20 protein-coding genes, 2 tRNA genes and 1 pseudogene are annotated in these 21,320 nt (G+C 61.5%); 15 read left to right on the plus strand and 8 right to left on the minus strand.

All coding sequences use genetic code 11. The features are described from left to right. Window positions 1–241: 241 nt before the first annotated feature. The 7 genes from K3758_RS10970 to tgt all read right to left on the minus strand — a co-directional run bounded on the left by K3758_RS10970 (window position 242) and on the right by tgt (window position 6,880). A tRNA-Val gene (locus K3758_RS10970) sits at window positions 242–317 on the minus strand. A 41-nt stretch (window positions 318–358) separates the two neighbouring features. Continuing rightward, entirely contained in the window at window positions 359–928 is a 570-nt protein-coding gene (locus K3758_RS10975) for a histidine phosphatase family protein (protein ID WP_259944713.1), read from the minus strand. Then, window positions 925–1,506, minus strand: a complete 582-nt coding sequence (locus tag K3758_RS10980) for a histidine phosphatase family protein (RefSeq protein ID WP_259944716.1) — start codon at window positions 1,504–1,506, stop codon at window positions 925–927. The genes K3758_RS10975 and K3758_RS10980 overlap by 4 nt, the downstream gene beginning before the upstream one ends. A 159-nt stretch (window positions 1,507–1,665) precedes the next feature. Continuing rightward, a tRNA-Val gene (locus tag K3758_RS10985) sits at window positions 1,666–1,740 on the minus strand. A gap of 152 nt (window positions 1,741–1,892) precedes the next feature. Beyond that, the gene (lon, locus tag K3758_RS10990) at window positions 1,893–4,304 is read right to left on the minus strand and encodes an endopeptidase La (RefSeq protein ID WP_259944719.1); all 2,412 of its coding nucleotides are present in this window, start codon (window positions 4,302–4,304) and stop codon (window positions 1,893–1,895) included. A 244-nt stretch (window positions 4,305–4,548) separates the two neighbouring features. Beyond that, on the minus strand, window positions 4,549–5,643 hold the full coding sequence (locus tag K3758_RS10995; RefSeq protein ID WP_259944722.1) for an alkene reductase: 1,095 nt from the start codon (window positions 5,641–5,643) through the stop codon (window positions 4,549–4,551). A gap of 109 nt (window positions 5,644–5,752) precedes the next feature. Next, the gene (gene tgt / locus K3758_RS11000) at window positions 5,753–6,880 is read right to left on the minus strand and encodes a tRNA guanosine(34) transglycosylase Tgt (protein WP_259944725.1); all 1,128 of its coding nucleotides are present in this window, start codon (window positions 6,878–6,880) and stop codon (window positions 5,753–5,755) included. Window positions 6,881–7,008: 128 nt separating this feature from the next. Between tgt and K3758_RS11005 the strand changes: the two are divergent. The 10 genes and pseudogenes from K3758_RS11005 (at window position 7,009) to tpiA (ending at window position 16,060) form a co-directional block, all read left to right on the plus strand. Continuing rightward, window positions 7,009–7,888, plus strand: a pseudogene (locus tag K3758_RS11005) (SPFH domain-containing protein). Continuing rightward, the gene (locus tag K3758_RS11010; RefSeq protein WP_259944727.1) at window positions 7,888–8,163 is read left to right on the plus strand and encodes an NfeD family protein; all 276 of its coding nucleotides are present in this window, start codon (window positions 7,888–7,890) and stop codon (window positions 8,161–8,163) included. Before K3758_RS11005 ends, K3758_RS11010 begins: the two are co-directional and overlap by 1 nt. Before the next feature lie 138 nt (window positions 8,164–8,301). Further along, complete coding sequence (locus K3758_RS11015; RefSeq protein ID WP_259944729.1) at window positions 8,302–9,927, plus strand: mechanosensitive ion channel family protein; 1,626 nt, start codon at window positions 8,302–8,304, stop codon at window positions 9,925–9,927. 68 nt (window positions 9,928–9,995) lie between these two features. Beyond that, entirely contained in the window at window positions 9,996–11,378 is a 1,383-nt protein-coding gene (rimK, locus tag K3758_RS11020; RefSeq protein WP_067626183.1) for a 30S ribosomal protein S6--L-glutamate ligase, read from the plus strand. A gap of 93 nt (window positions 11,379–11,471) precedes the next feature. Then, the gene (locus tag K3758_RS11025) at window positions 11,472–11,834 is read left to right on the plus strand and encodes an SUF system Fe-S cluster assembly protein (protein WP_067626181.1); all 363 of its coding nucleotides are present in this window, start codon (window positions 11,472–11,474) and stop codon (window positions 11,832–11,834) included. Window positions 11,835–12,021: 187 nt separating this feature from the next. Then, window positions 12,022–13,233 carry a glycerophosphodiester phosphodiesterase family protein gene (locus K3758_RS11030; RefSeq protein WP_259944736.1) on the plus strand — a complete coding sequence of 404 codons (1,212 nt, stop codon included), beginning with the start codon at window positions 12,022–12,024 and terminating at the stop codon, window positions 13,231–13,233. 117 nt (window positions 13,234–13,350) lie between these two features. Then, entirely contained in the window at window positions 13,351–13,965 is a 615-nt protein-coding gene (locus K3758_RS11035; protein WP_259944738.1) for a hypothetical protein, read from the plus strand. A 117-nt stretch (window positions 13,966–14,082) separates the two neighbouring features. Continuing rightward, entirely contained in the window at window positions 14,083–14,796 is a 714-nt protein-coding gene (locus K3758_RS11040; protein WP_259944740.1) for a DUF3307 domain-containing protein, read from the plus strand. 54 nt (window positions 14,797–14,850) lie between these two features. Beyond that, window positions 14,851–15,225: an iron-sulfur cluster assembly accessory protein gene (locus K3758_RS11045; protein ID WP_259944742.1), complete on the plus strand. Its 375-nt coding sequence runs from the start codon at window positions 14,851–14,853 to the stop codon at window positions 15,223–15,225. An 85-nt stretch (window positions 15,226–15,310) separates the two neighbouring features. Further along, entirely contained in the window at window positions 15,311–16,060 is a 750-nt protein-coding gene (gene tpiA, locus K3758_RS11050) for a triose-phosphate isomerase (RefSeq protein WP_259944744.1), read from the plus strand. 39 nt (window positions 16,061–16,099) lie between these two features. Here the strand turns inward: tpiA and K3758_RS11055 are convergent, their stop codons facing one another. Further along, a complete protein-coding gene (locus K3758_RS11055) occupies window positions 16,100–16,561 on the minus strand; it encodes an Lrp/AsnC family transcriptional regulator (protein ID WP_067265010.1) in 462 nt (153 codons plus the stop codon). A gap of 144 nt (window positions 16,562–16,705) precedes the next feature. On the opposite strand from K3758_RS11055, the gene cysG reads away from it, so the two are divergent. From cysG to K3758_RS11080, 5 genes are read left to right on the plus strand one after another with little or no spacing between them, the layout of a single operon-like run. Further along, a complete protein-coding gene (gene cysG, locus K3758_RS11060; protein ID WP_259944755.1) occupies window positions 16,706–18,100 on the plus strand; it encodes a siroheme synthase CysG in 1,395 nt (464 codons plus the stop codon). Between the two features lies 1 nt (window position 18,101). Then, window positions 18,102–18,398 carry a DUF2849 domain-containing protein gene (locus tag K3758_RS11065; RefSeq protein ID WP_120351300.1) on the plus strand — a complete coding sequence of 99 codons (297 nt, stop codon included), beginning with the start codon at window positions 18,102–18,104 and terminating at the stop codon, window positions 18,396–18,398. Then, window positions 18,398–20,074: a nitrite/sulfite reductase gene (locus tag K3758_RS11070; RefSeq protein ID WP_259944758.1), complete on the plus strand. Its 1,677-nt coding sequence runs from the start codon at window positions 18,398–18,400 to the stop codon at window positions 20,072–20,074. Before K3758_RS11065 ends, K3758_RS11070 begins: the two co-directional genes overlap by 1 nt. Continuing rightward, the gene (locus tag K3758_RS11075; protein ID WP_067942012.1) at window positions 20,064–20,855 is read left to right on the plus strand and encodes a phosphoadenylyl-sulfate reductase; all 792 of its coding nucleotides are present in this window, start codon (window positions 20,064–20,066) and stop codon (window positions 20,853–20,855) included. The genes K3758_RS11070 and K3758_RS11075 overlap by 11 nt, the downstream gene beginning before the upstream one ends. Further along, complete coding sequence (locus tag K3758_RS11080; RefSeq protein ID WP_120351302.1) at window positions 20,852–21,280, plus strand: DUF934 domain-containing protein; 429 nt, start codon at window positions 20,852–20,854, stop codon at window positions 21,278–21,280. The genes K3758_RS11075 and K3758_RS11080 overlap by 4 nt, the downstream gene beginning before the upstream one ends. Window positions 21,281–21,320: the final 40 nt, after the last annotated feature.

The following is a 21,320-nucleotide window of genomic DNA, read 5'->3' on the forward strand; positions in this document are numbered from 1 at the left end:
GAATGGCATAGCCTTCTTGGCCAGCCATCTCAGGCCTACAAGAATGGGCATGCGGGCCGCACCAAGATACGCTGCGCGAACTGCGCAGGCAGTTCTTCCCAGTAGCCGAAGGGATATCGCTTAACGGGAGGGGGGCGTGTCGACCAGTAAAAGCCTCGAACTCCCGACCCAGACTGGCCGCGTAGCGGACGGGCCCAACATTGCGGCAATCCATCACAAGAAACGAATAGGTGGGGAATAATGGTGGGTCGTGAGAGGCTCGAACTCCCGACATCTTCGGTGTAAACGAAGCGCTCTACCAACTGAGCTAACGACCCGACTTGGACCTCATAGCGCAAGGTGGGGGCGGGCTTCAAGCCTATAATGTCAGCCTTTTTTGCCGACCGTTCTTAAGTCGGAACACCACCCCCTGCCCGCCTTGCATATCCCGCAGCGCGCTCGGCGCGCGACCCAGTAAAATAAGGCGGAGCATGCGCGAAGTGATGCCATGTGTCACCAGCACATGAGGCCCGGTCAGACCGTCAAGAAAGCCGCGACAGCGCTCATAAAGCGCCGCGAATCCTTCGCCGTCGGGGGCATGTTCGTAAAGATCATAGGAATCACGTGCGGCCGGAGTTTGGCGCAGCAATGTATCGCGCGACTTGCCTGCCCATGCGCCGATGCCGATCTCCCCCAGTCGCGGGTCCGTCGCGAGCGGCATGCCCAGCCCCCCCAACGCGAGCTCGGCGGTGACCACCGCCCGCCCCTGCGGACTGCTGAGGGCAGAAAATCCCGCCAGATCGCAGCGCTTCAGAATCGTATTCTGTGCAGCGGCCTGCGCACGGCCTGTGTCGGTCAGCGGGGAATCGAGGTGCCCCTGCAGCCGGTTGGCAAGGTTCCATTCCGTCTCGCCATGGCGCAAGATATAGAGCGTCGGGTAGCGGCTCATGCGGGGGATTCCAGAACGCTTTCCGTCCCGTTCTCCAGCAGATAGACGCAGCCCTGCCTGTTGCTCAGCCCTCCCGCTGCCGCCAGTTCAAGGCCGCGCACCTCCGCCCGGAGCACCTGCCCCCAGAGCCCATGGGCAACCAGGACTGTGGGCGCGGTCAGGCTATCAAGCAGCGCGCGGATCCGCCCGCGAAACGCGGGCAGCCCCTCCCCGCCCGGCGCGGCGGCGTAGATGTCCAGCGGCGCTGGATGGCGCGCGGCGAGATCGGGGTTGGCGGCAAGAATCTCATCGCGGGTGAGCCCCTGCCACGCGCCTGCATGGATCTCCACCAGACGCGCATCCGTTTGAAAAGACGCCCCATCCAGTGCAATCCGCGCAGTCTGCTGCGCACGGCCAAGCGGAGAGACGAGAATATCGGGCTTTTGCGCAAGGACCGCCGGCATCACCTGCGCCTGCTGCGCGGCCTCGGCGATGCCCTGATCGGTCAGCGGTGAATCGAGATGGCCCTGCAATCGGAACGCGCGGTTCCACTCGGTCTGCCCGTGTCGCAGGAACCAGATTTTGGGATGTGCCGACATGCTCTCTCCGCCGTGTTGTCCGTGGTATGGCCATTGATTGGATAAGGACCACCGCAGGACGGGGAAGGCAAGCCTGCCCGGTGGCTGGGATCATGCGCAGATGAGCCAGAGTGCCGTCACGCAGGACTGCCGATTGAATTTATTCAAAATGTAGGAAAATGGTGGGTGATAAGAGATTTGAACTCCTGACATCTTCGATGTGAACGAAGCGCTCTACCACTGAGCTAATCACCCTTGCGGGGCGAAGTAGCCAATTGCGGCGATGCTTGCAAGAGGGTTTGGCGCAAAAACTGTAGCGGAATGCGGCGCGGCCTATCCCCTGCTAAAATGAAAAACGCGCGCCTCGAAAGGCGCGCGTTTGGGAGCTTTTTGATAGGCCGTCCGGCTTAATGCGTGGTGGTCGCGTCCACGCCAGCGGCACGGGCTTTGATCGCGGCAGCCTCGGCGGCCTCTTGGGCGGCTTCGTCCCAGTCGATCGCCTTTGGCTTGCTGACCAGCGCATGTTCCAACACTTCGGAAACATGGTTCACCGGGATGATGGTCAGCCCTTCTTTGACGTTATCCGGGATGTCCGGCAGGTCTTTCTCATTCTCCTGCGGGATCAGCACCGTGGTGATACCGCCGCGCAGGGCCGCGAGAAGTTTCTCTTTCAAACCGCCGATCGGCATGGCGTTACCGCGCAGCGAAACCTCGCCCGTCATGGCGATGTCGCGCCGCACGGGGATCTGCGTCAGCACCGAGACGATCGAAGTCACCATCGCCAGACCGGCCGAGGGGCCGTCTTTGGGCGTGGCACCGTCGGGAACGTGCACGTGAATGTCCAGCGTGTCGAACTTCGGCGGTTTGATCCCGATCTGCGGAGAGATCGAACGGACGTAAGAGCTTGCCGCGTCGATACTTTCCTTCATCACATCGCCAAGCTTGCCGGTGGTCTTCATCCGGCCCTTGCCCGGCAATCGCAGAGCTTCGATCTGCAACAACTCACCGCCCACGGAGGTATAGGCCAGCCCGGTCACGACGCCGATCTGGTCTTTCTCTTCGGCCAGACCGAAGCGATGCTTGCGCACGCCAAGGAAGTCTTCGAGGTTGTCGCCAGTCACGGTGACGTTCTCAGCTTCCTTTTTCACGATCTTGGTCAGTGACTTACGTGCCACCTTGGCGATCTCGCGCTCAAGGTTCCGCACGCCAGCCTCGCGGGTGTAGTAGCGGATCATGCCGGTCAGAGCGGAGTCTTCGATCTCGAACTCCTTCTTCTTCAGACCGTGGTTCTTGACCTGTTTGGCCACCAGATGCTGCTTGGCGATCTCGCGCTTTTCGTCCTCGGTGTAGCCCGAGAGCGGGATGATCTCCATCCGGTCCAGAAGCGGCCCGGGCATGTTGTAGCTGTTCGATGTGGTCAGGAACATAACATTCGACAGATCGTATTCCACCTCCAAGTAGTGATCGACGAAGGTGCCGTTCTGTTCCGGATCAAGCACTTCGAGCATTGCCGACGCCGGATCGCCACGGAAGTCCTGCCCCATCTTGTCGATCTCATCGAGCAGGATGAGCGGGTTCGTGGTTTTCGCTTTTTTCAGCGCCTGAATGATCTTGCCGGGCATGGAGCCGATGTAGGTCCGGCGATGACCGCGGATCTCGGACTCGTCGCGCACGCCACCCAGCGAGATGCGAATGAACTCGCGCCCCGTGGCCTTGGCGACCGATTTGCCCAAGGAGGTCTTGCCGACGCCCGGAGGGCCGACGAGGCACATGATCGGGCCTTTCATCTTGGTCGAGCGCTGCTGCACGGCGAGGTACTCAACGATCCGCTCTTTGACCTTCTCAAGGCCATAGTGATCGTCATCCAGCACCTTTTGCGCCTTGCCCAGATCTTTCTTAACGCGCGATTTTACGCCCCATGGAATCGACAGCATCCAATCAAGGTAGTTGCGCACAACGGTGGCTTCGGCAGACATCGGGCTCATGTTCTTGAGCTTTTTGATCTCCGCATCAGCCTTTTCGCGGGCTTCCTTGCTCAGCTTGGTCTCAGCCACGCGGGCTTCCAGCTCGGCCACTTCGTTCTTGCCGTCTTCGCCGTCGCCCAACTCGTGCTGAATGGCCTTCATCTGCTCATTCAGATAGTATTCGCGCTGCGTGCGCTCCATCTGGGATTTGACGCGGGTTTTGATCTTTTTCTCGACCTGCAAGACGGACATTTCGCCCTGCATCAACCCGTAAACCTTCTCAAGCCGCTCAGAGATGCTCAGCGTTTCCAGCAGATCCTGCTTTTGCTCGACTTCGATGCCGAGGTGACCTGCAACCAGATCGGCCAGACGTGCAGGTTCGGCGCTTTCGCCAACGGCGGCGAGCGCTTCTTCAGGCACGTTCTTCTTGACCTTGGCGTAACGCTCAAACTCATCGGCCACGGTGCGCAGCAGCGCCTGTGTGGTGGCCGCATCGCCCGGCATCTCGGTCAGATACTCGGCGCGGGCCTCGAAGAAATTGTCGTTCTCAAGGTATTCGGTGATGCGCACGCGCGCCTGACCTTCGACCAGCACTTTGACTGTGCCATCGGGCAGTTTCAGCAGTTGCAGCACATTGGCCAACACACCGGCCTTGTAGATGCCAGCGGTGTCGGGATCATCCTCGGCGGGGTCGATCTGGCTCGACAGCAGGATTTGTTTGTCGTCTGCCATCACCTCTTCAAGGGCGCGGACGGATTTTTCGCGGCCAACGAAAAGCGGCACGATCATGTGGGGAAACACGACGATGTCGCGCAGCGGAAGCACCGGGTAGGATGCGTTCAGTGGCTCTAACATGCTCAATTCCTTATCTTAGCAAGACATCCGGGCCCCTGTCATAGGCGGCCTCTGACATCCCCTTTTCTGGACAGGACATGTGTGCATCCCATCCGCCTGTTTCAATCCCTTGCGGGGTATTAGGCCGCCATCATCGCGCTTCGGCGGGGTGGAGGCAAGCGCGCGTTGGGTTGATTTCGCCGCAATTCCGCGCGCCCTGGCACGGGGCGCCGCATGGGCGCCCCGAAATTGATCTCGTAATTGATCAGGCGTCGGCCTGTTCCAGTGTCGGGTAATCGGTAAAGCCTTCGCGCCCGCCCCCGTAATAGGTATCGGTATCGCCCTCGTTCAGCGGCCCGTTCATCTGCCAACGGCGCGGCAGATCGGGATTGGCGATGAAGGGGCGGCCCACCGCGATCAGATCGGCCTTGTCATTGCCCACGGCCTCGATCGCCATCTCACGGTCATAGCCGTTATTGGCCATATAGGGCCCCTCAAAGAGGGTGCGCAGGGCGGCGATGCTTTCGCCCTCGTCCAACTCACGCGAGCCGCCCGTCGCACCTTCGACGAGGTGCAGATAGGAGAGGTTGTAGCGGTTCAGCCCTTTGACGACATACTCAAACGTCTCCTGCGGATTGGCGTCTTCGATCCCATTGGCGGGCGAGAAGGGCGAGAGCCGCAGGCCGACACGTTCACCGCCCCAGACCTTTGTCACAGCATCCAGCACTTCGAACAGCAACCGCGCCCGGTTTTCCACACTGCCGCCATAGGCGTCATCGCGTTTGTTGCTGCCGGTTTTCAGAAATTGATCCAGCAGATAGCCATTGGCCCCATGCACCTCGACCCCGTCGAAACCGGCTTTTTTGGCCATTTCGGCGGCATGGGCGTAGTCCGCGACCAAACGCGGCATCTCATCCAAATCCAGCGCGCGCGGCTCTGAAGTATCCTCAAACCCATTGGCGGTAAAGGTTTTCACCCCAGCAGCGATGGCGGAAGGCGCGACAGGCTTGGCGCCCTCGGGCTGCAGGGAGGTATGGCTGATCCGGCCCACGTGCCACAGTTGGATCACGATGCGCCCGCCTTCGGAATGCACCGCATCGGTCACTTTACGCCATGCGGCGACTTGGCCTTCGGTATGGATGCCGGGGGTTTGGAAGTACCCTTTGCCCTCGGGGCTGATCTGGGTGGCTTCGGTGATGATGATGCCCGCCCCCGCGCGCTGGCGGTAATACTCGACATGCATGTCCGAGACTTCGCCAGTCTCGTTATCTGCACGGTTGCGGGTCAGCGGGGCCATCACCAGACGGTTGTCGGCCACAATCTCACCGGCGGTGAAGGGGGTAAATAGCTTCTCGGTCATATTCGGGCCTTTCCTTGCAATAGACTGTGCAAGGGCACCTAAGACCCTGCCGCAATGCAGCAAGGACCGTCAGCACAATTTCGCGTGAGAATACGCCGCCCCCCTGCCCTTAAAGCGGATCGATATCGCCCTGCGCGCGCCCTGCGTGGAAGTCGGCCTGCCACTGGGTAAACCGCCCGGCCGCGATGGCCTCGCGCATGCCCGCCATGATGTCTTGGTAGTATTGCAGGTTGTGCCATGTCAGCAGCATCGACGAGATGATCTCTTGGCTGCGGAAAACATGGTGCAGATAGGCGCGTGAGTAGTTTTGGCAGGCCGGGCAGCTGCAATTTTCATCGAGAGGGCGCGGATCGTCCATGTGCCGCGCGTTCTTGATGTTGAGCACCCCCATGCGGGTAAACACCTGCCCCGTGCGGCCAGAGCGTGAGGGCAAAACGCAGTCCATCATATCAATGCCCCGCGCCACGGCGCCCACGATATCGTCAGGCTTGCCCACGCCCATCAGGTAACGCGGTTTGTCTTCGGGCAGCATGTCGGTGGCGAAATCAAGAGTAGAGAACATCGCCTGCTGCCCCTCGCCCACGGCCAGACCGCCGACGGCATAGCCGTCAAAACCGATCTCGCGCAGCGCCTCGGCGCTCTCTTGGCGAAAGTCTTGCTCAAGCCCGCCCTGCTGGATGCCGAAAAGCATATGCCCCGGACGGTCACCGAAAGCCTCCCGGCTGCGCTTGGCCCAACGCATCGACAGGCGCATGCTGCTGGCAATACGGTCGCGGTCGGCGGGCAGCGCGGGGCATTCGTCGAAACACATGACGATGTCGGAGCCGAGCAGTTCCTGAATCTCCATCGAACGTTCCGGCGTGATTTCATGTTTAGAGCCGTCGATATGGCTTTTGAAGGTCACGCCACGCTCGGTCAGCTTGCGCAGCCCGGCAAGGCTCATCACTTGAAAGCCGCCACTGTCCGTCAGGATCGGCCTGTCCCAGTTCATGAACTTATGCAGCCCGCCCAAGGCGGCCACCCGTTCCGCCGTGGGGCGCAGCATCAGATGGTAGGTGTTGCCCAGCAGGATATCAGCGCCCGTCGAGGCCACGCTTTCGGGCATCATCGCCTTGACCGTCGCCGCCGTGCCCACGGGCATGAAGGCGGGCGTGCGGATGTCGCCGCGCGGGGTCTGGATCACGCCGCTGCGTGCCTTGCCGTCCTGCGCGTGTTTTGTGAATCCGGTGCTGGTCATACTCTGGCCCTCTCTGGCTGCGACTGGCGCGATAAACCAGTGGCGAGAAACATGCAATAAAGGTAAAATAGCGAGGATTGCGTAAAAATGATATCATTCAAAGGATTACGGCCTTGCCCCTCGAAGACATGCTGATCGGCCTTTTGGAGAACAACCTCGCTTGGCTTTTGCTGGCCTTGCTGGTCGTGATCCTGATCCTGAAATCGGTCAAGATCGTCCCGCAATCCGAACAGCATGTGATTGAACGCTTTGGCCGTTTGCGCGCGGTCTTGGGGCCGGGGATTAATATGATCGTGCCGTTTATCGATCATGTGGCGCATAAAATCTCGATCTTAGAACGGCAGTTGCCCACCGCCAGCCAAGACGCCATCACCCGCGACAACGTGCTGGTGCAGGTCGATACCTCGGTGTTTTACCGCATCACCGATGCCGGAAAAGACCGTTTACCGCATCCGCAACGTGGACAGCGCAATCTCAACCACCGTGGCGGGCATCGTGCGGGCCGAGATCGGCAAAATGGACTTGGACGAGGTGCAGGCCAACCGCAGCCAATTGATCACCACAATTAAGGCCAGCGTCGAAGACGCGGTGGACAGTTGGGGCATCGAAGTGACCCGAGCCGAAATTCTGGACGTGAACCTAGATGCCGCCACCCGTGCCGCCATGATGCAACAGCTCAACGCCGAACGCGCCCGCCGCGCACAGGTGACAGAGGCCGAGGGCAAGAAACGCGCCGTGGAACTGGCCGCCGAGGCCGAGCTTTACGCGTCAGAGCAGACCGCCAAGGCGCGGCGCATTCTGGCCGATGCCGAAGCCTATGCCACCCAAGTTGTCGCCACGGCGATCAACGAAAACGGGCTCGACGCCGCGCATTACCAGATCGCGCTGAAACAGGTCGATGCGCTGAATGCCATGGGCAAGGGTGCAGGCAGTCAGACCATCCTTGTCCCCGCGCAGGCGTTAGAGGCCTTTGGCGATGCGTTCAAACTGCTCAGAGGGAAAGGCTAATGGCGGCTTGGCTGGCACTCTGGTGGGTCTGGGTCTGCGCGGCCTTGGCCCTTGGCGTGGTTGAGCTTTTGCTGCCCGGTTCGATCTTCCTTGGCTTCGCGCTCGGCGCGCTTGGCATGGCGGTGGTGGTTGCGTTTTGGGCACCGGCCAATGTGGCCTTGATGCTGGCGATCTTCGCGGTTTTGTCACTGTTCGCTTGGCTGGTCCTGCGGGCGGTTTTCAAACGGCAGTCCAGCGGCGCGCGGATCGTCACCCGTGACATCAACGAAAACTAAACGCCCGCAAATGGCATGAACAAGCGTGGCGCAGCCTTGAATTGCCCGAACCCCCGCTACATTGCCCTATCCATGCAGCGGCTTGCCCTACTCTCACGCGCTTTCGCGTCTGTGATTCCTCGTTTTCTGGGGGCCTTTGTGCTGGCGCTGGCAATGCTCGCTGCCGCCGCCACCGGACAGGCGCAAGAGGCATGGTTTGAAACGACCGAGCTGAACCCCGGCCTGCCGCCCCCGCCCGAGACACTGGACCGGGGCACGCCGATGGCCGCGCTGGAAAGCTTCATTTACCTGACGGACAATGGCCACTACTCCGACGCGGCGCATATCCTTGACTTGTCGGACCTGCCCCAAGCCGATCAGGCCGTCATCGGGACTGAACGCGCCTTTCAGCTTTCGGTCCTGATGGAGCGCAAGGTCGTCGTGCCATGGCGCAAACTGGCGGACCGGCCCGACGGTTGGCTCTCTGGCTCGGCCGAGGATAACGACACCGGGCGCGTGCGCCGCTCGTTGCTGATCGACCGGTTGGAGCTGGGCGGCCATGATGTGCCTTTGCGGCTCAACCGGATCAAACCCGGAGAGGACGCCGAGCCCGTCTGGGTCTTCTCGCGCCAGAGCATCGACAACATTCCCCATCTTCACGCGCAATACGGGCCGACGGAGCTTGAGACGATGTTGCCCGACTGGCTGCGCATCCGCGCCTTTTGGGGCATGTATCTTTGGGAAGTGCTGTTTTTGCCCCTGCTGGTGGTGGGGGCGCTGATGGCTGGCTGGTTCGCCTTTGGCATCATGCGCCGTCTGGGCGAAGTGGCCAAACGGCGCTGGATGCGCTTTATGTTGCGGTCTTTCCGCTGGCCCGCCGCCATCGTGCTTTGCGCCGCGATCATTGGCACGGCCACCAGCCGCGTGCTGGTGGTATCCGGCTTCATCGACGCGGTGCTCAGTCCGATATTGCTGATCGCCTATGTGACCGCAGGCACCCTCGCCATCGTCTTTACCTTTGACGAGATTTTCGATCGGATCAGCCCCAACAACGCCTATGAACTGGCCGATCCGATGAACGCGCACATGCGATCCATCGCCACTACGATCGCCGCCGCCCGCAAAGGGGTGATCGTGATTGCGGTGCTGGTGGCCTCGGGCGTGATCTTGGTCTCAAGCAATGCGGACAACACACTTGGACTGTCTCTGCTGGCCTCTGCCGGTGCAGTGACCATCGTACTGGGTTTCGCCGCGCGTGAGGTTCTGGGCAATATTCTTGCTTCCATCCAGATCGCGCTGAACCGTTCCGCCCGGATTGGCGACCAGCTGATCTTTGAGGGGCATTTTTGCACGGTAGAGCGGATCCACTTTACCTACGTGCAACTTTTGAACTGGAACGGTACCCGTCTGATCGTTCCGGTCAGCTATTTCGTCTCTGATGCGTTTGAGAATTGGTCGATCGAGGACCACGCCATGGTACGCCCCATCATCCTGACCCTGTCGCAGAATGCCGATGTGGCGGCGCTGCGCCGGGTGTTCTTTAATCTTTTGGCCCAAGAAGACCCCAATGACGTCAAACCGATGGACAAGGCCAAGGTCCATGTGCTTGAGCAAGACGCATTCGGCATCAAAGTTCGCTTTGAACTGCCCACCGACAATGCGGCGACCTTTTGGGACATCGAATGCCGGGTGCGCGAAGAACTCCTCGCCGCTGCGGCGCGGATGGAGAAAGAAGACGACCTCCGCATGTTGCCCCCCGCCCCCGCGGATATGGGCAAACCGTAACACAGCATCGCTTGAAGCGATCCCTGCCGCAGGTTAGGCAGGCAGACCAATCACCCAAGGAGCAGGCAATGGATAAACTGACATTCGGCTGGGAAGAATGGGTGGCCCTGCCCGATCTTGGCCTTCCCGCGATCAAGGCCAAGGTTGACACCGGCGCGCGCACCTCGGCGCTGCATGCCCACGATATTGAGGTCTTCGGCCCCGCCTCCAAGCCCAAGGTCCGTTTTAACGTGCATCCGATCTCGGGGCGCGATGATATTTCCATCACCTGCTCGGCGCCGCTCATCGACCGGCGCGAGGTCACCTCATCCAACGGCGAATCCGAGCATCGTTTCGTGATCGCGACCACGATTGAAGTGAACGGCCAAAGCTGGCCCATCGACGTGACCCTGACCAACCGGGCAAGCATGACCAGCCGCATGTTGCTGGGCCGTCAGGCGCTGACCGAGCACATCAACATCTCGGCGACAGAGCGGCGTTTGCAGCCGGACCTGAACTATGACGTCTACCATACCGCGAGCCTGCGCCACACAGCACCACAGCGTGCCCTGCGCATTGCGGTGCTCAGCCGCGAAGACAATTACTCAACCCGCCGTCTGGTCGAGGTCGGCGAAGCCCGCGGCCATGTGGTTGAGGTCATCGACACCACGCGCTGCTATATGGCGATCAACCAACTGGCCCCCGAGGTGCATTACGACGGCAAGCGCCTGCCCCGCTATGACGCCGTGATCCCGCGCATCGGCGCGTCGATCACCCCCTACGGCACCGCCGTGATCCGCCAGTTCGAGACGATTGGCACCTATTGTGTCAACGGCTCTGCCGGGATCACCGCCAGCCGCGACAAACTGCACGCGCATCAGGTTTTGGCGGCGAAAAAGATCGGCATGCCGACCACCGCTTTTGCTGCATCGCCCAAGGACACTTCAAACCTGATGGCTTTGGTGGGCACCGCACCGCTGATCGTGAAACTACTGGAATCGACCCAAGGCAAAGGCGTCGTGCTGGCGGAAACCAAGAAAGCCGCCGAGAGTGTGATCGACGCCTTCCGCGGCCTGCGCGCCAACTTTCTCGTGCAGGATTTCGTCAAGGAAGCCGCCGGTGAAGATATCCGCTGCCTCGTGGTGGCGGGCAAGGTTGTCGCCTCCATGAAACGCACCGGGGCGGAGGGCGACTTCCGCTCGAACCTGCACCGGGGCGGTTCGGCCAAGGTGGTACGGATCTCGAAAGAGGAACGCGACACCGCCGTGCGCGCCGCGCGGGCCTTTGGCCTTGGCATCGCCGGGGTCGATCTGCTGCGTTCGGAAAGCGGCCCAAAGGTGCTTGAGGTCAACTCCTCCCCCGGGTTCGAAGGGATCGAGAACGCCACCAAGAAAGACATCGTCGGTAAGGTCTATGATGAGATCGAAGCCCGCGTGAAGCCTCAACCTGCGCGGCGCCGCAAGGGGGGCTGACCGGGGCGGCCCCGCGCCCTCAGGGCGTCGGGCCACTTTACGCCGCGCCCCGCAATCCCTATATAAAACGTCGAGAATGATGCGAGGCAAGAGATGACCGAACAGACCCAACCGCTCGAAGGGACACCGCTGATTGCGCCCTCTTCCACCGACCACCCGCTTTACGAGCAGGTCGTTGAGGCGTGTCGCACGGTCTATGACCCTGAGATCCCTGTGAATATCTATGAACTCGGGCTGATCTACACGATCGACATCAACGCCGAGAACGAAGTCGACATCAAGATGTCGCTGACCGCGCCCGGTTGTCCCGTCGCGGGTGAAATGCCCGGATGGGTCGCCGATGCGGTCGAACCGATTGCGGGGGTCAAGCAGGTCGATGTGGCGTTGGTTTGGGAACCGCCTTGGGGCATGGACATGATGTCTGATGAAGCCCGGCTTGAACTGGGCTTCATGTAACCCCAGTTTCGCAGAGCGAACAATAAACGCCGTCGATGCAGGCCATCGGCGGCGTTTTTCTTTGGCCGCGTCGTGCCGAGCGGGGGCGCGCCGGATTGTTCATTTGCCTGACATGATCCGGTCGTGAAACCGTTACACAGCCCCCTCATAGAAGCGCCCAGAACTTCATTCACGAACGGATAACATTATGCGAACCCCTGTTTCTCTCGCCGCTCTGGCCCTCGCGCCCGGCATGGCGTTGGCCGATGCTCATTCTGCAGCGACACCGGTCGAATACGGCCCCCGCCCCGCCTATCTGGTGGATAAGCTGCCCGAGGGCGACCTGAAGGACAAGCTGGCCTCTTGCATGGGTCAAGACGCCGCCAAGTCCGATTTCTCCATCGGGCACCGGGGCGCGCCGCTGATGTTTCCCGAACACACCGTGCAATCCAATGTCGCCGCCGCGCGGATGGGTGCAGGCATTCTGGAATGCGACGTAACCTTTACCGCCGATCATGAATTGGTCTGCCGCCACGCGCAGAACGATCTGCACACCACCACGAACATTCTCGTCTCTGATCTGGCCGAGAAATGCACCACCGGCTTCACCGCCGCGTCGGGCGACACGCCAGCCAGCGCCGAATGCCGTACCTCCGACATCACGCTGGCAGAGTTCCGCACCCTGACGCCCAAGATGGACAGTGCCGACAAGACCGCCACCACCGCCGAAGACTATCAGGGCGGCGTCGCGAATTGGCGCACCGAGCTTTACAGCGACAAAGCCGATCTGATGACCCATGCGGAATCGATCAACCTGTTCAAATCCTTGGGCGCCAAATTCACGCCCGAGCTGAAATCTCCCTCTGTCGAGATGCCCCATGACGGTTTCTCTCAGGAAGACTACGCGCAGAAACTGGTTGATGAATATGTCGCTGCGGGCATCCCGGCCTCTGACGTTTGGCCGCAGTCCTTCAACCTTGACGATGTACTCTACTGGGTTGAGAACACACCCGAATTCGGCAAGCAGGCCGTTTATCTGGTACAATGGTCCGACGGTTTCGATGAGCAGAACCCCGAGACATGGGCCGAGGATTTCGCCGATCTGAAAGCCAAGGGCGTCAACTACCTCGCCCCATCGCTCAACATGATGCTGACCAACAAAGAGGGCGAAATTGCCGCGTCCGATTACGCCATGGCCGCGAAAGAAGCGGGACTGACCCTGATCGCTTGGACGCTGGAGCGTTCCGGCCCGCTGGCCACCGGTGGCGGTTGGTATTTTCAGTCGGTCAACGATGTTGTGAAAGACGACAGCGACTATCTGGTGGCGCTGGATGTGCTGGCCCAAGACGTGGGCGTGGCCGGTGTCTTCTCCGATTGGCCCGCGACCGTGACCTATTACGCGAACTGCATGGGCCTCTGATCCGCGCCGCGCATTGGATCACCCTCAGGGCCGCCCCATCTCGGGCGGCCCTTTTCGTTGGCCGGGCTTGCATGGATTTCGCCTTCCTGCGACATTGCGGGAAACAAAGGGCAAGCCATGGAAACTTGGGCAATTTTTACCGGTGATATCGTGAAATCCTCCGCGATGAGCCGGGCGGAGTTGGATGCTGTTTTCGCGCGTCTCGAAGAGGCCGCCGAGGCTATAACGACTTGGCAAAGCCAGCCCGCCCGCATGACCCGTTTTCGCGGGGATGGCTGGCAAATGGCCGTGGCGCCTGAGCTCACCTTCCGCGCGGCCCTCGTCCTACGTGCCGCCGTGCGCCGCTGCGGCAAAACCGCAGACACCCGTTTTGGCATCGGAATAGGCGAGGCGCATTTCGCAGGCGACGACCTCTCTCGTGCCGATGGCGCGGCGCTGGTTCGTTCCGGTCACGCACTCGACGCCATGCCCCGCGCGCGGCGCATGCATGCCCCGGATGCCACCCTCGCGTTGCGTGCAGCCCTCCCCCTCGCCGACCGGATCGCAACCGGTTGGACCAAGCGCCAAGCCGATGTCGCCTACTACATGCTGGCCCCTGAGCCACCCGTGCAAGCGGAGCTCGCGCAGCGGTTTGAGCTGACGCAGCAGAGTGTTCAGGGCCATGTGGACGCGGCGGGGATAGATGAGTTGCGAGAGGTTTGCGACGTGCTAGAGGAACAAAAAACAACCTAATAAAGCTGTTATCATTCATTACAGCCAAATATGCCTGTATTTCCTCCTGAGAAAGACCCTTGCCACAGCCCGCTGCAGCTTTTCAAATAACAACCACCCCCAACAGCCGGACCCCTTATGACCGAACAGGCCATCGCCACCGCCCTCGCTTGCCTGCTCGCCCATTTGTTGGCGGATTTCGTATTTCAGACCAACGCGATGGTCGCCGCCAAACGCAAACCCCAGATACTTCTGCTGCACGGTGTCATCGTCTTTGCCGCGACTGCGCTGGCCCTCGGGGGCAGCCTCCTCCCAGTTGGCCTTCTCGCCCTCGCCCATGTCGGGGTTGACGCGGTCAAAACCTACGCCGTTCCAGAGCAGCACCGCGAGCGGCTCTGGCCCTACCTCACCGATCAAGCGGCCCATCTTGCGACCATCGCGGTCTTCACCCTTTATGCTCCCGAGGCTTTTGCTAGTGGCCTCTGGGCTGCTCAGAGCACAACGCTTATTCCGCCTGCCCTCTTCCTTGCGGGGCTGATCACCGCCACCCTTGCAGGCGGGCCTGCCGTGGGCGGCTTGATGTTGCCCCACAAAGCACAGGCTCAGCCCGACGGCTTGGAGAACGCAGGCAGGGTCATTGGTCTGCTGGAACGCGCGCTTATCTTTCTGATGGTCATGATCGGCGAGCCTACAGGCATCGGATTTCTCATCGCGGCAAAGTCGATCCTGCGCTTTGACACGGTGAAAAAGAACCAAAAAATAAGCGAATACGTCATTATCGGGACGCTGGCCTCTTTCGGTTGGGCGCTCATCGTGGCCTTTGCCACGCTGGCAGCAATGAATTCCCTTTGACGGCTTGAGATCACCGCCCCGCATCCCTATCTTGGCCGCATAGGAGAAATTGACATGTTTGGCATTCCCGGCAAGCAAGCCGTCACCATGACCCCCAAAGCCGCTGGCCAGATTGCAAAGCTGATGCAATCGGCGGGCCACGCAGGGCTGCGCATTGGCGTCAAGAAAGGCGGCTGCGCGGGCATGGAATACACCATGGAATACGTCGAAACGACCAACCCCAACGATGAGGTCGTCGAACAAGACGGCGCGCGGGTGATGATCGCACCGATGGCGCAGATGTTCCTCTTTGGCACAGAAATCGACTATGAGACAACGCTGCTCGAGTCTGGCTTCAAGTTCCGCAATCCTAATGTGACCGAAGCCTGCGGCTGCGGCGAATCCATCAAGTTCGACGAAAGCCTCGACGAGAGCTTGGGCGCGAAGTAGGCGCGCCCGTCAGGCTCACGGCCTTGACGAAAGGCTGCGGGCCTGCGAACTGATCTAGCAATATCAACAGATCAGGACGGATCCGATGCGCACCAAAATCGCCGCCGGCAACTGGAAGATGAACGGCACCGCCGCCTCTTTGGCAGAGCTTCACAGCCTTGCCACCGGCCTGCCCGAAAACCCACCACAGGTCGTGATCTGTCCGCCCAGCACACTGCTGTTCCGCGCCACCGATGCGACCCACGGCAGCCCGATCCAAATCGGCGCGCAGGATTGCCATACCGAAGGCGCAGGCGCCTACACGGGTGACATCTCCGCCACGATGGTCGCAGACAGCGGCGCCACCCATGTGATCCTCGGCCATTCTGAGCGCCGCGACGCCCACTGTGAAACCGACGCCGATGTGCAGGCCAAGACCTGTGCCGCCTGGGCCGCTGGTCTCACCGCCATCGTCTGCATTGGCGAAAGCGAAGCCGAGCGGGACGCTGATCAAACGCTCGACGTCATCGGCGGGCAGCTCGACGGCTCCCTCCCCGATGCGGTTGATGCGGAAAATACCGTGATCGCCTATGAGCCCATCTGGGCCATTGGCACCGGTAAAGTGCCCAGCATCGCACAGATCAAAGAAGTACATGACTTCATCCGCACGCGCTTGATCGATCGTTTCGGTGCAGAGATCGGCAATGCGCTTCCCCTGCTCTACGGCGGCTCGGTCAAGGCCGCGAATGCTGTCGAGATTTTCGCGGTGGAAAACGTCGACGGCGCGCTTGTGGGTGGGGCCAGCCTCAAGGCCGAAGACTTCGCGCCCATCGTGGCAGCGCTCGCGCAGTCCTGAAGACAACCGGGGCGGGCAGTGATGCCCCGCCCCGCGTTCTTAAAGCGGCAGCATCGTCGTCGATTTGATCTCTTCCATCGACAAAAGCGCCGTAACGTTGTGCACCTTCACCTCTGAGATCAGCGCCTGATAGAACACGTCGTAGGCCCGCGCGTTCTTGACCCGCACCTTCAAAATATAGTCGATATCCCCTGCCAAACGGTGCGCTTCCTGCACCTCGGGCCGGTCTTTCAACGCCTGCAAAAACGCCGCCTGCCAGGCCGCTTCATGCTCTGACGTGCGGATCAGAACGAAAAAGCACGCCTCGAACCCTAGCGCCTCTGAATCAAGCACAACCGTCTGCTGGCCAATCACCCCCGCCTCGCGCAGCTTGCGAATGCGATTCCACACAGGCGTCTTTGAAGAGCCTACTTCGCGGGCGATATCGTCCAGCGATTGGCTCGCATCCCGTTGCAGCTGCGCCAAAATCTTCCGGTCGGTCTCATCAATTCGGACAGTCATTCTTTTCTCTCTCGTCCCGGCAGGACGTTCATACTCAACCTACAGCCAAAGCGAACACATGTTCTTATCTGCGCCAGCAACTAGCCAATTATCGGGAATATTTCCTATATAAGAGGTCACGTCAAACAGAATACAGGGCGCATCATGGATCACTTTCCCATCTTCCTCGCCACCAGCGAGCAAAAGATCCTCCTTTCCGGCGGCGGCGAAGCAGCGCTGGCCAAGCTGCGCCTGCTGATGAAGACCAAAGCCGCGCTGCATATCTTTGCGCCCGACCCCGCGCCAGAGCTTGTCGAATGGCAGGCGGCGGGCAAGCTGACCCTGCACCGCCGCGCCTTCACTGCCGCCGACCTGCCCGGTGCCCTGCTGTTCTATGCGGCGGATGAGGATGATGCGCTCGATGCCGAAAACGCAGCCCTTGCCCGCGCGGCCGGCGTGCTGGTCAACATCGTCGACAACCTGCACGACAGCCAGTTCATCACCCCCGCCATCGTCGACCGTGACCCGGTGACCGTGGCCATCGGCACCGAAGGCGCAGCCCCGGTGCTGGCCCGCGCCATCAAAGCCGATTTGGAAGAGCGTCTGCCCGTCACCCTCGGCCCGCTCGCTCGGATCGGCAAAGGCTTTCGCAAATTGGCCGACGCCCTGCCCATGGGCCGCGCGCGCCGCGATTTCTGGCGGGAGTATTACTTCGCCACTGGCCCCCGCGCCATGGCCGAAGGCAAGGACACCGTGCGTCCGGCGTTGAAAGACCTGTTGCAGACCCACCTCGCCCGCGAAGCCCGCGACGGCCATGTGGCTTTCGTTGGCGGCGGCCCCGGCGATCCGGAACTGCTGACCCTCAAAGCCCGCCGCGCGCTGGATGAAGCCGATGTGGTGATCTACGACCGCCTGATCAGCCCCGAAATCCTCGAACTTGCCCGCCGCGAAGCGCTGATGATCGACGTGGGCAAAGAGGGTTTTGGCCCCTCCACTGCCCAAGATCACATCAACGCCCTACTGGTCGAGCACGCTCAAAGCGGCGCACAGGTCGTGCGGCTGAAATCCGGCGATGCCACCGTCTTTGGCCGCCTCGACGAAGAGATTGATGCGGTCGACGCCCATGACATCGGCTGGCACATCGTGCCCGGCATCACCGCCGCCTCCGCCGCCGTGGCGGGCATCGGTCAAAGCCTGACCAAACGGGGCCGCAATGCCTCGGTCCGCTTCCTGACCGGGCATGACATGAAAGGTTTCGCCGATCACGACTGGGCCGCCCTTGCGCGCCCGAATGAAGTCGCCGCGATCTACATGGGCAAGAAATCCGCCCGCTTTGTCCAAGGCCGCCTGCTGATGCACGGCGCCGACCGCGCCACGCCCGTCACCGTGATCGAAAACGCCTCGCGCGCCGATCAGCGGGTGCTGTCCACCACGCTCAACGATCTGCCGCGCGATCTGGCCGATGCCGAAATGACCGGCCCCGCGCTTACCTTCTACGGCCTCGCCCCGCGCGCCGCCGTCCAAGTTGCCAATGAAACCCCGCTAGAGGAGCTGGCCTGATATGCCCAAGCCTTTCACCCCCAAGGTCATCACCGCCAATGCGCTGCTCGAAGGCGACGTTGTCTACCAAACCGCCACCGGCTGGACCCGCAGCCTTTCCGAGGCCGAAGTGCTGACCGATGAGGCCGACGCCGATCTGCGCCTGATCGACGCGCTGAGCCAGCAAGACCTGGTTGTCGGCGTCTACCTCGCCGATGTGGCCCCCGAGGCCAGCGGCCCCAAGCCCACACACTTCCGCGAAGAGTTCCGCGCCAAAGGCCCGTCGAACTACGCCCACGGCAAACAGGAGACCCTGTGATGTATAGCTATACCGAATTCGACGATAAATTCCTCGCCGAGCGCAACGCTCAGTTCCGCGCCCAAGTCGAGCGCCGCATCGACGGCTCGCTCACTGAGGATGAGTTCAAACCCCTGCGCCTGATGAACGGGCTCTACCTGCAACTGCACGCCTATATGCTGCGGGTGGCGATCCCCTATGGCACGCTGAGCAGTGCGCAAATGGACAAGCTCGCCTTCATCGCCGAGAAATGGGACAAGGGCTACGGCCACTTTACCACGCGCCAGAACATCCAGTACAACTGGCCCGAGTTGCGCGACGTGCCCGACATGCTCGACGCGCTGGCCGAGGTGAACCTGCACGCGATCCAAACCTCCGGCAACACCATTCGCAACGTGACCGCCGACCATTTCGCCGGTGCCGCCGCCGATGAGGTCGCCGACCCGCGCCCCGTGGCCGAATTGATCCGCCAATGGTCCACCGACCACCCGGAATTCCAGTTCCTGCCGCGCAAGTTCAAGGTCGCCGTCACCGGTGCCGCCGCCGACCGTGCCGTGATCAAAGCCCATGACATCGGGCTGCGCATCGTCGAACGCGATGGCGAACAGGGCTTCGAAGTCATCGTCGGTGGCGGCCTTGGCCGCACCCCGATGATCGGCAAGGTGCTCTATGATTTCGTCAGTGCCGACGACTTGCTGCCGACGCTCGAAGCCATCGTCAGCGTCTACAACGTGCTGGGCCGCCGCGATAACAAATACAAAGCGCGGATCAAGATCACCGTGCATGAGAACGGCATCGAAGACATCCGCGCCCGCGTTGACGGGCAATATGCGCTGATCCGCAGACAATTCACCGGCGTGGATCAACAAGTGCTGTCGCGCATCGAATCTGATTTTGCAGCACCCAAGTTCAAAACCGCCTCCCTCGCGGCCTACGAGTCCGCCTATACCAACGATCCCGTGTTCCGCGCTTGGGCCGACACCAACCTCGCCGAGCACCGCGCGCCGGGCTATGCTATCGTGTCGATCAGCCTCAAGGCCCATGGCGCCACACCGGGTGATGCCACAGCCGATCAGATGCGCGTGATGGCCGACCTCGCCCGCCGCTTTGGCCATGACGAGCTGCGCATCAGCCACGAGCAGAACGTGATCCTGCCCCATGTGCACCACAGCGACCTGCCCGAACTGCATGCCGCGCTGAAAAATGCCAAGCTGGCTACTGCCAACATCGGCCTGATCTCGGACATCATCGCTTGCCCCGGCATGGACTATTGCGCGCTGGCCACCGCCCGCTCGATCCCCATCGCCCAAGAAATCGCCACCCGTTTCGATGAGCTGAAACTGGAGCATGACGTGGGCCCGCTCAAGATCAAGATCTCGGGCTGCATCAACGCCTGCGGCCACCACCACGTGGGCCATATCGGGATCCTCGGGCTCGACCGCGCGGGCGTGGAGAACTACCAGATCACCCTCGGCGGCGATGGCACCGAGGATGCGAGTCTTGGCACCCGCACCGGCCCCGGCTTCTCAGCCGAGGAGATCATTCCGGCCATCGAACGCCTTGTTCTGGGCTACCTCGACCTGCGCAACGATCCCGGCGAGACCTTCTTGCAAGCCTACCGCCGCCTCGGCCTCGCGCCTTTCAAAGCGGTGCTCTACCCCGAGACGGCCAATAAGGACCGGGCCAATGCCGCTTGACACCCCTGAACTTCATCCTTTCTCAAATACCGATGCGCCGCCCCCCGAAGGGCTGCGCGCGGTCGAGGAAAAAGTCGCACGGCTCAACGCGGACCTGCGCCACCACGGGGCGACGGATGTCATCCGCCGCGCCTATGCCGAGATCGAGAACCTCACCCTCGTCTCCAGCTTTGGCGCGGAATCGGTGGCGCTCTTGCACCTTGCCTCAATGGTGTCGCGGGATATCCCGGTGCTCTTTATCGATACCGAGATGCTCTTTGCCGAAACGCTCGTCTACCAGCAGGAGCTGAGCGAGCGGCTGGGCCTGCGCAAGGTCACCACCCTGCGCAGCGAAGAGATCGCAGCACAAGATCCCGATGGCACGCTGCACCAGTATGACACCGACGCCTGCTGCGCATTGCGCAAAACGCGGCCCCTGCAGAACGCGCTGGCGGGCTATGACGGCTGGATCACCGGACGCAAACGCTTTCAATCCGGCAGCCGCGCGGCCTTGGAGTTCTTTGAAGTCGAGATCCCCGACGATGGCGCTGCCCCGCGCATCAAGGTGAACCCGCTGGCCTATTGGGCAACCTCGGATGTGGCCGATTACATCACCGAGAACCGCCTGCCCCGGCATCCGCTGGTGGCCAAGGGCTACCCCTCGATCGGCTGCGCGCCCTGCACCTCGCCCGTGGCACCCGGCGAAGACCCGCGCGCCGGGCGCTGGCGCGATCAGAACAAAGAAGAATGCGGCATCCACTTTGTGAACGGCAAAGTGGTCCGAACCGGAGACAAATCATGAGCGTACTCGTAACCGACACAGGTTTCACCGCCGACGACTGGACCCATGGCTATTGCGAGGATGGGGCGGCGAATGATTGCCGCGCCGTCGATCTGGCCTCTGACGCCGATGCCCATGCCCTCTCCCTCGCCCCGGCGCTGGAGATGATCCGCGTCGATTTCCCCTCTTTCGCGGATGGGCGCGGCTTTACCATCGCACGTGTCCTGCGCCTGCGGGGCTACACGGGCCGTTTGCGCGCCCGCGGGCACGTGCTGGCCGACCAATACGCCATGGCCCGCCGCGCGGGTTTTGATGAGGTTGAGATCGACGATGATCTGGCCGCACGTCAACCTGAGGACCAGTGGCTGGCCCGCGCCGATTGGCAGGCCCATGACTATCAGTCCCGCCTTCGCGGAGCCTCCCCACAGGCAGCGGCGGCCAAATAGGCCGCTTCATTGCCCTCCCCCCTTCCTTGCCATAAGTAGA

It is taken from the genome of Sulfitobacter sp. W002 (assembly GCF_025142135.1).
Lineage (GTDB): Bacteria > Pseudomonadota > Alphaproteobacteria > Rhodobacterales > Rhodobacteraceae > Sulfitobacter > Sulfitobacter profundi.